12 protein-coding genes are annotated in these 11704 nt (G+C 72.2%); 4 read left to right on the top strand and 8 right to left on the bottom strand.

Annotated elements, in window-relative coordinates; translation table 11 throughout:
* Positions 1–116 precede the first annotated feature (116 nt).
* Positions 117–980, top strand: a complete 864-nt coding sequence (locus tag MXD62_RS25340) for a cobalt-precorrin-6A reductase (protein WP_248831937.1) — start codon at positions 117–119, stop codon at positions 978–980.
* 11 nt (positions 981–991) lie between these two features.
* On the opposite strand, the gene MXD62_RS25335 is transcribed toward MXD62_RS25340, so the two are convergent.
* Complete coding sequence (locus tag MXD62_RS25335; RefSeq protein WP_248831936.1) at positions 992–1609, bottom strand: NAD(P)H-dependent oxidoreductase; 618 nt, start codon at positions 1607–1609, stop codon at positions 992–994.
* Between the two features lie 103 nt (positions 1610–1712).
* Here MXD62_RS25335 and MXD62_RS25330 point away from each other — a divergent pair, with 103 nt between their 5' ends.
* Positions 1713–2579, top strand: a complete 867-nt coding sequence (locus tag MXD62_RS25330; RefSeq protein WP_248831935.1) for a helix-turn-helix domain-containing protein — start codon at positions 1713–1715, stop codon at positions 2577–2579.
* Positions 2580–2841: 262 nt separating this feature from the next.
* Entirely contained in the window at positions 2842–4242 is a 1401-nt protein-coding gene (lpdA, locus tag MXD62_RS25325; protein WP_248831934.1) for a dihydrolipoyl dehydrogenase, read from the top strand.
* 220 nt (positions 4243–4462) lie between these two features.
* Here lpdA and MXD62_RS25320 read toward each other — a convergent pair whose 3' ends face one another.
* The 5 genes from MXD62_RS25320 to MXD62_RS25300 form a co-directional block, all read right to left on the bottom strand.
* Positions 4463–5689: a styrene monooxygenase/indole monooxygenase family protein gene (locus MXD62_RS25320; protein ID WP_248831933.1), complete on the bottom strand. Its 1227-nt coding sequence runs from the start codon at positions 5687–5689 to the stop codon at positions 4463–4465.
* On the bottom strand, positions 5682–6296 hold the full coding sequence (locus tag MXD62_RS25315) for an ATP/GTP-binding protein (protein WP_071062173.1): 615 nt from the start codon (positions 6294–6296) through the stop codon (positions 5682–5684). The genes MXD62_RS25320 and MXD62_RS25315 overlap by 8 nt, the downstream gene beginning before the upstream one ends.
* A 36-nt stretch (positions 6297–6332) precedes the next feature.
* A complete protein-coding gene (locus tag MXD62_RS25310) occupies positions 6333–6716 on the bottom strand; it encodes a DUF742 domain-containing protein (protein WP_112108239.1) in 384 nt (127 codons plus the stop codon).
* Positions 6717–6811: 95 nt separating this feature from the next.
* A complete protein-coding gene (locus tag MXD62_RS25305; protein ID WP_020462934.1) occupies positions 6812–7255 on the bottom strand; it encodes a roadblock/LC7 domain-containing protein in 444 nt (147 codons plus the stop codon).
* A gap of 10 nt (positions 7256–7265) precedes the next feature.
* Positions 7266–8960, bottom strand: a complete 1695-nt coding sequence (locus MXD62_RS25300; RefSeq protein ID WP_251082300.1) for an ATP-binding protein — start codon at positions 8958–8960, stop codon at positions 7266–7268.
* A 422-nt stretch (positions 8961–9382) separates the two neighbouring features.
* Between MXD62_RS25300 and MXD62_RS25295 the strand changes: the two genes are divergently transcribed.
* On the top strand, positions 9383–10039 hold the full coding sequence (locus tag MXD62_RS25295; protein ID WP_248831931.1) for a DUF2461 domain-containing protein: 657 nt from the start codon (positions 9383–9385) through the stop codon (positions 10037–10039).
* A 123-nt stretch (positions 10040–10162) separates the two neighbouring features.
* On the opposite strand, the gene MXD62_RS25290 is transcribed toward MXD62_RS25295, so the two are convergent.
* Together MXD62_RS25290 and MXD62_RS25285 are read right to left on the bottom strand one after the other, a co-directional pair.
* Positions 10163–10564 (bottom strand): hypothetical protein, encoded by a 402-nt coding sequence (locus MXD62_RS25290; RefSeq protein WP_248831930.1) that lies wholly within the window; start codon positions 10562–10564, stop codon positions 10163–10165.
* A gap of 168 nt (positions 10565–10732) precedes the next feature.
* A complete protein-coding gene (locus MXD62_RS25285; protein WP_248831929.1) occupies positions 10733–11590 on the bottom strand; it encodes a hypothetical protein in 858 nt (285 codons plus the stop codon).
* Positions 11591–11704 lie beyond the last annotated feature (114 nt).

Raw genomic sequence — 11704 nt, 5'->3', positions numbered from 1 at the left:
GGCGGAGCTGATGGGCCGGAGCGGAGCTGATGAGACGGGCGGATGGGGGAGACTGGTGCTGTGCAGCCGGCCGGTCCCTACCGAGCACCCGGGGCCTGCCGGCCGGGTGCCGGCCGATGACCCGGCGCGTGCTGCTGTTGGGCGGGACCGCCGAGGCCCGGCGGCTCGCCGCCGCCCTCGCCGACCGCGCGGATCTCGACGTGGTCTACTCCCTCGCCGGCCGGCTGCGGCCCCCGACAGTGTCGACGGTGCCGGCGGGGGCCACCGTCCGCAGCGGTGGGTTCGGTGGCCCGGACGGCCTGGTCGAGTTCCTGCGGGAACATGACGTGGCCGCGGTGGTCGACGCGACCCATCCCTTCGCGGCGCGGATCACGGCGGCGGCGGTCGCCGCATGCGCCGCGGCCGGCGTGCCGCTGCTGGTGGTGCGCCGTCCCGGCTGGACGGAGAGCGACGGTGACGACTGGCGGCGGGTGCCGTCGCTGCCCGCGGCGGCCGCGCTGCTCGCCGTTGGCCACCCCGGCGGGCCCGCCGGGCCCGGCGATCCCGGCGATCCCGGCGATCCCGGCGATCCCGGCGATCCCGGCGATCCCGGTGAACCGGGCGAGCCCGGAGAGCGGCGCGGTCGCCGGGTGTTCCTCACTGTGGGCCGTTCCGGGGTCGCCGCCTTCGCCGGGCTCGACCACTGGTTCCTGGCGCGATCCGTCGAACCGCCGCCGGGGCCGGTCCCACGACGGCTGCGCGTCCTGCTCGACCGCGGCCCCTTCACCGTGGACGCGGAGACCGCGCTGCTGCGCCGCCACGAGGTCGACACCGTCGTCACCAAGGACAGCGGCGGCTCGCTGACGGCGGCCAAGCTGGTGGCCGCGCGCCGGCTCCGGCTGCCGGTCGTGATGGTCGACCGGCCGCCGCTGCCCCGGCAGGCCCGGGTCGTGGCCACGCCGTCCGCCGCGATCAGCTGGGTCACCGACGAGCTGCGCTGACGTGTTCGGGGCTACGAGCGAGCCGCGGGAACCAGCCCGAGCGGCCGCGTCAGCCGGGCGTCGCGCAGGACCTCGCCCCACCACTGGAGCTCGTCCAACAGGATCTTCGCGGCCTCGGCGGGCTCCTGCTGGTCGGTGAGCGTCCCGGCGGCGTCGAACAGCTGGTAGTACCGCGGGAACGAGACGTAGTGGCGCACGGTGTGCGCGTGCAGCTCGCCGAACACCTGCCGCAGGTGCTCGATGGCGAGCAGGCCGCCGCTGGCCCCGCTGTACCCGACGAACCCGATCGCCTTGGCCCGCCACTCCAGGTGGTACCAGTCGATGGCCGCCTTGAGCGACGCCGGATAGCTGCGGTTGTAGTCGGGCGTGATGACGACGTAGGCGTCCGCCGCCGCGACGCGCCGGCTCAGCTCCGCCATGGCGGGGGGACGGGCGAGGTCCGGCGCGAGCGCCGGCGGCACCGCCGGCAGCGCGAGCGGGAGCGGGGTGTCGGCGAGGTCGATCAGGTCGACGGCGAATCCGCCGTGCGCTTCGGCCTGCTCGACGAACCACCGTGCGACCACCGGGCCGAACCGGCCCTCCCGGACGCTTCCGATGATCACAGCGAGGTTGAGGGTGTCTTCGGGCATGCCGCCCACGGTGGCGCGCCGCGGCCGGTGCCGGGGAGGCCGGCCGGAGGCTGGTAGTGAGAGGGCCACGATCCGTCCGTCGCGGTGGGTTACGGTCGGGGCCATGGCCGGCAACGAACTGGGTCTCTTCCTGCGGGCCCGGCGCGAGGCGGTCCACCCGTCGGACGTCGGCCTGCCAATCGGTTCCCGCCGGCGTACCCCGGGGCTGCGCCGCTCCGAGCTGGCGACGCTCGCCGGTGTCAGCGTGGAGTACGTGACGCGCCTGGAGCAGGGCCGTGATCGCCGGCCCTCCGCCGCGGTGCTGGCCACCCTCGCCGACACGCTGCGGCTCACCCCGCGCGAGCGGATCCACCTGCACCGGCTCAGCAAGGGAGCCGAGGGCGGATTCACCTGCGGGGTGGGCGCGGCACCGGCCCGCGCGGTGCGCCCGACCGTGCGGGCGCTGTTGGCGCACCTCGAGCCCGCCGCCGCGCTGCTGCTCAACCGGGTGAGCGACGTGCTCGCCTACACCCCGGCCTACGAGCGGCTCGCCCGTCCGATCGGCCTGCTGGACGGCTCGCCGCGCTCGGGTGCCGTGCCGAACCTGGCCCGCTTCGTCTTCACCGACGAGCGGGCGCGCCGGGCCTGGCCCGACTGGGGCCAGGTCGCGGACGACCAGGTGGCCGCGCTCAAGCAGGGTCCCTTCCTGGCGGACCGCTACGTCGCGGCGCTCGCCGACGAGCTCACCGTCACCGCCGGAGCGGCCTTCGTCGAGCGGGTCGCCTCGGTGCCGGGCCTGCCCGCGGCCAGCGGCGTCACCCGCCTCGCCCATCCCGAGGCGGGTGAGCTGAGACTGGCCTTCGAGACGCTGGAGCTGCCCGCCGACGACGACCTGCGGCTCGTCGTGCAGCTACCGGCGGACGCGCCGACCGCCGCCGCCCTGGACCGGCTCCGGGTTGGACGATCCCCGCTGCGCGCGGTGCCCGGCTGAGCCACGCGGGCGGCCGGTGACCGCCGGGCCGAAATCCGCGGCACCGGTGGCATCCGTGTGATCCTGGAAAACGTCCGTCCGCTCTGTGCGCACCTACTGCTCCGGCGCGCATCCGCCGCCGCGGCACGGGGAGCGCCGGACATGGCCGGCCGGCCTGGCGCGCCCACCTGTGGGCGAGGCGGAATGACGCTGGCAGCATGCGTGGTTGAAATCTCCGCACCGCGCCGCGAATCGGCGTCCTGACTGATCGTAGGGTGGACCTATGGCAGCGCACTTTGATCTCGTCGTCCTAGGTGGAGGTCCTGGCGGCTACGTCGCGGCGATCCGGGCGGCCCAGCTCGGGCTGTCGGTCGCGGTCGTCGAGGAGAAGTACTGGGGCGGCGTCTGCCTGAACGTCGGGTGCATCCCCTCGAAGGCGTTGCTGCGCAACGCCGAGCTCGCGCACCTGTTCGCCCACGAGGCGAAGACCTTCGGTATCTCCGGCGAGGTGAGCTTCGACTTCGGCGCCGCCTTCGACCGCAGCCGCCAGGTCGCCGAGGGGCGCGTCAAGGGCGTGCACTTCCTGATGAAGAAGAACAAGATCACCGAGTTCACCGGCCGCGGTACCTTCCGTGACCCGAACACCCTGGACGTCGCGCTCTCCGCCGGCGGCACCGACCAGGTGAGCTTCGACCACGCGATCATCGCGACGGGTTCGCGGGTGCGCCTGCTGCCCGGTGTGGAGCTCTCCGACAACATCGTCACCTACGAGACGCAGATCCTCACCCGCGAGCTGCCGCGGTCGATGGTGATCGTCGGTGCCGGGGCGATCGGCATGGAGTTCGCCTACGTCCTGCGCAACTACGGCGTGGACGTCACGATCATCGAGTTCCTCGACCGCGCGCTGCCGAACGAGGACGCCGACGTCTCCAAGGAGATCGTCCGCCAGTACAAGAAGCTCGGCGTGCCGATCCTGACCTCGACCAAGGTCGAGACGGTGACGGACAACGGCTCCTCGGTGACCGTCGAGTACACCGGCAAGGACGGCGCCCGGGGCTCGCTCGAGGTGGACAAGGTCCTCATGTCCATCGGGTTCGCGCCCAACGTCGAGGGCTTCGGCCTGGAGAACACCGGCGTGGCGCTCACCGACCGCGGCGCGATCGCGATCGACGACCACATGCGCACCAACGTCGAGCACATCTACGCCATCGGCGACGTGACGGCGAAGCTCATGCTGGCGCATGTCGCCGAGGCGCAGGGCGTCGTCGCGTCCGAGACCATCGCCGGCGCGGAGACGGTGACGCTCGGTGACTACCGGATGATGCCGCGGGCCACGTTCTGCCAGCCGCAGGTGGCCAGCTTCGGTCTCACCGAGGCGCAGGCGCGGGAGGAGGGCCACGACATCAAGGTGGCCAAGTTCCCGTTCACCGCGAACGGCAAGGCCCACGGCCTGGGCGACCCGAACGGCTTCGTCAAGCTGATCTCCGACACGAAGTACGGCGAGCTGCTCGGCGGCCACCTGATCGGCCCGGACGTCTCCGAGCTGCTGCCCGAGCTGACGCTGGCCCAGAAATGGGACCTCACCGCGCTCGAGCTCGCCCGCAACGTGCACACCCACCCGACGCTGAGCGAGGCGTTGCAGGAGGCGATCCACGGCCTCGCCGGCCACATGATCAACCTCTGACGGGCCGGCGATGAGGATCAACCTGACCAGCGTCCTGGTCGACGACCAGGACAAGGCACTGCGCTTCTGTATCGTCCACCAGCACTGACAGCTGCCAGCTGGCCGGCGGCGGCCGGAACGGGGCTGGCGGGCCGGCGGCGAACAGGCCCGGCCGACGCCGCTGACGCCGACGCCGCCGTGCCGGGCCGGCTGGCGCCGGCCGCGGCGGGTGCGCGTGGGCTCAGACGGAAGCCAGGTAGGCCGCCGCCTTCTCCGGGTCGAGGAACCAGTCCTGGAAGTCGGACGGATTGTCGAAGCCGTTCACGAACCGCCGGGCGACCGTGGGGTTCGCCTGCGCGGCGCCGAGGATCTGCTGCACGTGCGGCGGCGGGGGCTGCAGCAGGGCGTTCGTCCAGACCGTGACGTCCTGCGCGCTCGCCCAGTAGCGGTCGAAGGCGGCCTGCATCCACGCCTGGTCGAACGGCCTGGCACCGTGCTCGAGAATGCTGTCCAGGTAGGACGCGGCGCACTTCGCGGCGTTGTTCGAGCCCTGGCCGGTGATCGGGTCGTTCGCCACGACGACGTCGGCCATCCCGAGCACCGCCCCGCCCGACGGCAGGTTGCCCACCGGCCGCCGCACGACGGGCGTGTACCCGCCGGAGAGGGTCGCGTGGGCATCGGTGAGCTCGACCTTCGCGCAGCGCTCGTACTCCCAGGGCAGGAACCGCTCGATGAGGTCCAGGATGCGGCGCAGGTGCTCGTCGGGCTTCGGGTGGTCGTCCCAGCAGTCCAGCGGGCCGCCCGGGATGCCCTCGAAGAAGAGGATGTCGCAGTTCCCGCTCAGCGTGTACGCCGGGATCATGAACAGCTCGCCGACGCCGGGGATGATGTTGAATCGCACGCCCGGCGCGGTGGGATGCTCCGGCCTGGGCGCCAGGCCGTGCACGTACGCGAGCGACAGCGCGCGCTGGGGTGAGGTGTACGGCGAGCGGGCGGTGTCGCGGTCGAACAGGCCGACCAGCTCGCCCTTGCCGGCGGCGACCACGACGAGGTCGTAGAGCTCGGCGAGCCCGTTCAGGTCGGCCGTGGTGACACCGTGCAGGATGAGCTTGCCGCCGCGCTCCTCGAACAGCTCGGCCCAGCCGGCCATCTTGACCCGCTGGTCGACCGACTGCGCGTAGTGGTCCAGCGGGGCGAACCAGTCGAGAGGCCGGCTGCCGTCCGGCCCCGCGATCGAGACCCCGAGGCCCTCGACGCGGACGGTGTCGGCCTCCCAGAGGTTGAGCCCGTGGTCGCGCTCGGTCTGCAGCGCGCTGTGGAACATCGCCTGGGTCGACATGACCCGGCCCCGGCGGATCTCCTCGGGGGAGCGCGCGGACATCACCGTCACGTCGTAGTCGTGCTCGCGCAGGGTCAGGGCCAGCTGCAGGCCCGACTGGCCCGCGCCGACGATCAGGATCTTACGCATGCGTCCGTGTCCTCCTGGGTTCCGGGACCTGGGCCAGTGACATCGTGTGAACAACCAGGTCCCGCAGCACCTGGGCCGTCGACGCCGTCTCGCGGGCGTCGCAGGTGACGAGCGGGATGTCCGGGCGCAGCGCGAGTGCCTCCCGGACCTCGTCGACGTCGTGCCACAGCTTTCCCTCGAAACGATTGACGGCGACGATGTACGGGACCGTCGAATCGTTCTCGAAGTAGTTCAGCGCGGCGAAGGACTGGTCGAGGCGGCGGCTGTCGACGAGAACGACCGCGCCCAGCGCGCCGCGGGACAGGTCGTCCCAGAGAAACCAGAAACGGGGCTGGCCCGGGGTGCCGAACAGGTACAGCACCAGATCCGGGAACAGCGAGATCCGGCCGAAGTCCATCGCGACCGTCGTCGTGCTCTTCGCACCGCTCATCGACAGGTCGTCGATGCCTTCGCTGGCCTCGGTCATCCACGCCTCCGTGTTGAGTGGAGGCACCTCCGAGATCGACCTGACCAGCGTCGTCTTCCCCACTCCGAACCCGCCCGCGATCACGATCTTCGCGGAGATCGCCGTGGCGGGGTCAAGTCCGTCGGCGTCGGTCGGAATCATGTCCACCCCGCACCGCCGTCCGGGTCCGGAGGTGCGTCAGACCGGGAGCTCCCGCAGGCCACTGAGAATCCTTTCGAGCACGTTTCGATCGTGGTGGTAGGTGTGGGCCGTGGGGTGGATGAGGATCGCTCCCTGCGCGGCCAGATCGCTGATCAGGACGCGGACCACCCCGAGTGGGATCGACAGCATCACCGAGAGCTCGGCGATGGACAGCTGCCCCCGGGCGCGTTCGTACAGCGCCTTGGACTCGGGCATCAGCGTCTCGCTGAGCGTCGGGTCGTAGCTCGGCACCGAGACCAGGGTCTCGACGAGCAGGTGATGGCGGGCCCTCGTCCGGCCCCCGGTGAGGGCGTAGGGGCGGATCCGCTTGCTGCGCGGGCCACGCCTCGGCCGTCCGTTCTGTGCGGAGTCTTCCGGCATGTTCTTCACGATTCTGGTCCGTCACCCGTCCTGGTCCGGTGCGTTGGGTCGCCGCGGCGGATCATCCGTGCGGTGATCCGCCGTGTTGGCCCGGCTCAGCTCGGTACCTGACGTCCGACCAGGACGCGGCGCAGGTCCGCGCGCCGGTCCGGGGTGAGCGCGTGGCCGGCGTGCAGTACGAACTGCGTCATCTCGTAGCCGACCACCTTCATGTCGCAGTCCGGTCCGGTCAGCACGGCGAGTCCCGCTCCCTCGTCGATGCTCATGAACAGGAAGTAGCCGCCGCTGAGCCGCACGATGATCTGCTCGCAGGTTCCGCGGTCGAACAGCGTCGCGCTGTTGCGGGCAAGGCTGAGCATCGCGCTGGCTATCGCCGCCAGCTGGTCCCGCTCCGCCGAGCTCACCCCGTCGGACGCGGTGAGCGACAGGCCGTCGGACGAGAGGATCAGGGCATGGGTGACGCCGTGGACCTTGCCGACGAAGTCGTTGATCAGCCAGCTGAAGTCGTGGTCCGGCTGGCGATTGGTCTGATCCGTCACGGATGTGTCCTCAGTCCCCTCGCTGGTGTTCGTGGGCGATCCGTTCGCCTTCGCTGAAGGCGTCGAGATCCGCGAGTAGTCTCGCGTGCTCCGCGGCCCGGGCCGAAAGCGCCTGTGTGGCCGTCGATCCGCCCTCCTCCGCGGGAGGGACGCCGGCCGTGCCTGTCGCGTCTTCCTGGTCTTCCGTGGACGCCGCGGCGGGTGTCGGTGTCGGTGTCGACGGCGCGGGAGCCACCGCAGGTGTTGCGGGCACCGCGGTCGCGGTGGGGGCGGTTACCGCGGGCATGGCGGCTGCCGCGGGCATGGTGGCTGTGGGTGCCGTGGCAGCGGGTGGACGCGCGCCGTCGCCCGCGGGGTTCTTGAGGCTGCGCGACACCCGGCGGGGGAGACCGCTCGCGGTCGTGCCGCCGATCAGGGAGTCCGCCGCGGGGGGTGCGGCCGGAGTCGCCGCATCCCTGCTCGGCGCTGGCGCTGGCCTGGCCGACGCGCTGCCCGCGCGGGTGAACAGCGTGGATTCGCGCACGTGGCCCGCTCCGTTGCCGGACCGTTTCACGCCCGGCCCCTGGCCCTGGACGTCCGCTCGCGGCTGACCGTCGCGCGCGGCGGGACGCCCGGACGGACCCGGCGCGGCGGGGTCGCCGTCGCGGATCATCACGGTCTGCGTACCCGACCAGCTGCCCTCGGGCAGTTCGCAGATCAGGGCGGAGGGGATGAGCACCGAGGCGGTCGTCCCGTGGGGGTGGCGGCGATCGAGCCAGATCCGCAGGTCGTGGCGGATCGCGAGCCGGCGCACCACGGCCAGGCCCATGTGGCGCACCGCGTCGTCGTCCAGGACGGGATCGCCGGCCAGCCGCTCGTTGAGCTGCCGCAGCCGGTCCGGCGGGAGCCCGATGCCCTCGTCCTCGACCCGCAGCAGCGCGCTGCCCAGCTCCGTGAGATGCACGCCGACCCGTACCGGCGCGGTCGGGGGAGACGACTTGGTCGCGTTGTCCAGCAGCTCTGCCAGCAGCCGACCGACGTCCTCGGCGGCGAAGCCGACCACACCGAGCGGGACCACCCGGCCGATCGTGACCCGCGAGTAGTGGTCGATGGACGACATCGCCGCGCGCACGACGTCGACCAGCGCGGCCGTGTCGGACGAGGCGTCGCCGGCGTCGCGGCCCGCGAGCACCCGCAGGTTCTCGGCGTTGCGGCGCAGCCGGGTGGCGAGGTGGTCCAGCCGGTACAACTCGGCGAGGCGGTCGGTGTCCTCCTCCTTGGCCTCCATGTCCTCGAGCTGGGAGAGCAGGGAGTCGACCAGGTTGAGGTCGCGCAGCGCCACGTCCGCGCAGATCGCGGAGAGCGCCTCGGCCGCGGGCGGCGCCGTCACGGCCGACCCGTTGGCCGGGGAGGCTGCCGGGGACGTCTCGGCCCGCATGGCGTGGGCCGACTGGTCCGCGGCGCTGGTGCTGATGCCGGTGCCGCCGCGGCGGGCCGGTCGCGTCACCCCGGCGTCCGCCGCGGGGATTCCCGGCCGAACCCACGGCTCGTTCGCGGACCTTCCGCCATGGGCCGCGGGGCGCCTGGCGAGGCCGGCGGGGGCCGGCTGCTCCGGCCGGGGCAGGGGAGTCGGGAGATCACCACCCCGCAGCTGGGCCGCTATGCCGCGGGAGCCACCCAGGAGCGCGCGGGATCGGTTGAGCAGGTCTCGTGCCCGCGTCGTCATCGCGTCTCACATGCTCTCGTCGGGTACGGGTTCCACCCGCTTCTGCCAACCCCCGTCGGGGAGCTATGCAATCAGACGCCCCGGTTTGCGTCCAACCTGTGCCCATCGCGGCCGGCGCGCCTCGGCCCGGATGCCGCGTGTCGTTGTTTTCGGTTCATTCACGTCGGCGCGTGATGTGCTCGTTTGACCACGACCGATGTCTTCCAACGCCCACCGTCCTGGGTGTGCAGGCTCCTGACCTTGGACAATTCTTTGACAATTGCCCCGGCCTGTCGGTCTCGATCGGTCTCTGTTGGGGTATGGCGATGTCACCGGGGCCCGGGGCGGGCCGGCCGCGCTGTCCGGCCGCGCTGTCCGGCAGAGTTGTCGGTGGGCCGCCGTAGGATGCGCGCGTCCTGCCGGTTCGCGGCCCAGGAGCGCCGATGCCCGAGTTCACAGGCTTCCCCGTCGAAGCGTTGATCTTCTTCGAGGGCCTCGAGGCCGACAACAGCAAGGCGTACTGGACGGATCATCGCGACACCTACGAGAAGGCCGTCCGGGCCCCGATGCTCGCCCTGCTCGACGCCCTCGAGCCGGAGTTCGGCGCACCGCACGTTTTCCGTCCGCACAGGGACGTTCGATTCTCGAAGGACAAGTCGCCCTACAAGACCGCGATCGGCGCCCACAACGAGCGGGGCGGCTACGTCCAGGTCTCCGCACGCGGGCTGATGATCGCGGCTGGTTACTGGCAGACCGCGCCCGACCAGGTGGAGCGGCTGCGCGCCGCGGTCGCCGACGACCGGACGGGGCCGCGGCTCGAGGCGCTGGTGCGTGAGCTGCGGGAGGCGGGGTACGAGGTCTCGGGCACGACGCTCAAGACCCGGCCGCGGGGCTACGACGCGGATCATCCACGCATCGAGCTGCTGCGGCACCGGACCCTCACGGCCGCCCGTGACTTCGGTGAGCCGCCGTGGCTGGCCGAGCCGGAGTGCGCCGAGCACGTGGCGGCGGGCTGGCGGGAGACGCGCCGGCTGACCGGCTGGCTCGACGACCACGTCGGCGCGTCCCGCCTGCCCGCCGCCCGCCGCGGTTCCCGGTGAGCCCGCGCTGTCGATCAGAACGACCCGGGGTCACTCACCGAGGGCTCCCCGTGTGCACACGCGCCGAATCCGGGTGTGCACACGGGGCCGGTCGGCCGGGCTGCCGACCGATGCCTGGCCGGACTAGTTGACCGCCTGGAACTTCCACCCCTGGTCCTGGCGGAAGATGGGCGAGAGCGCCACCATCGGCGGATAGATGAGTGCCGGGTGCAGCCCGACGGTCAGGTCGCTGTCGACGGCTCCGATGACGAAGGAGCCCGGCCTGGGGCCCTGCTCGATCCGCCACTCGCGAGGCTGCGGAAACGGGCGCACCAGCTCGAACGTGTCAGGGTCACCGTCGAAACCGAGGAAGAGCTGGTCGGACGTCTGCTGGATCGTGTATGTGTCATTATCCGTGCGTCGGACCTCCCATTCCTGGCCGCGTCCGTTTTCGGGCAGAATAACGCTGCGATCGCGGCCTTCCGCGGTGAGAAACTGATTGTTGTCAAGACCGATCCGGTAAACGCCATCGGTAACCGTTGCCACGTTGTTCCCGCTTTCTGTCGTGGACCGTCGCTCGGCAATTCTGCCCGGCAACGCGGGAGTGGGCCGGTAGCGACGCACGCGAATCGCGGCATGGCTCCGAGCGGCCTGCCGAAAGAAGGTCAGACCGAGGCCACCGTCACATCGCCGGGGAAAACATGCGAACGGCTTTCATGTTCCACCGGGGTGACGGGCGCCCGTGTCGGTATTCGACTCCGGTTTCGTGGGGCTTGTTCCTCTCGGCGCGGGAAGGGGCGCGGATCCTCGGCGGTCCGTGACCTCGAGCACGACCTGCGTGGCGGTGGCGAGGCCGACGGGACGCCCGACCCCTCCGACCCGCAGGCTTACGGCGGCATCGATCAGGTGGTGCCCGGTGGGCAGCCCCGGACTGGTCAGCCGGATGACCGCGGCGTGCGCGGAGAGCCGTCCCTGGGCGCGGAGCACCGTCCCGCCCGGGGCGGTCCCGTGCTCGGCGCTCCCCGCGGCGCCGGGCGCGGCATCGCCGGGCCGGACCCCTGCGACGGTGTGGTACTCCAGCGGCCCGGTGGGCAGCGGGCGGGCGGGGGCGAAGCCGACCGACAGCGCGATGGTGAACGGTTCCCCTGGGCGAGGCCCGGCGGGTTCGACCTGAACGCCGAGCCGCACAGGGAGCGGTTCCAACCCGCTGAGCGGTTCCGAGCCGCTGAGCGGTTCCGAGCCGCTGAGCGGTTCCGCGCCGCTGAGCGGTTCCAGGGCGGCGGGCGGGTCCAATGTGCTGAGCGGGCCCGACATGCTGAGCGGGTCGGGGGCGCCGTCGGTGCCGAGTGCTGCCTGGCGGCCCGCGTCGCCGCCGGCCGGAGCCGTCGGGGCGAGCCGGCCGGCACGAGCCTCGATGAAGGCGATCACCTCGGACGGCCTCCAGCCCGGCCAGCGCATCGGGGTGTTCTCGCGTGCGTGCTGCACGCTGGTGCTGCGGACGCCGTCGCAGTCGAGGAGGAGGCGCACCACGAAGCTCTCCTCGCGCTGGGCCTCGTCGCTGTCAGGTGCCATCGGTGCCCTCCACAGTCCACCTCCATGAATGGGATCCCCGGAACGGGGAGGGCCCGGCCCCCCCCCCCCGGGGCGGCGGGCGCCCCGGGGGGGGGGGGGGGGGCCCCGCCGCCC

This window comes from Frankia sp. Mgl5 (assembly GCF_023242985.1).
Lineage (GTDB): Bacteria > Actinomycetota > Actinomycetes > Frankiales > Frankiaceae > Parafrankia > Parafrankia soli.
The sequence above is the reverse complement of the archived record's forward strand: the minus strand, read 5'-3'. Positions and strand labels throughout refer to the sequence as shown.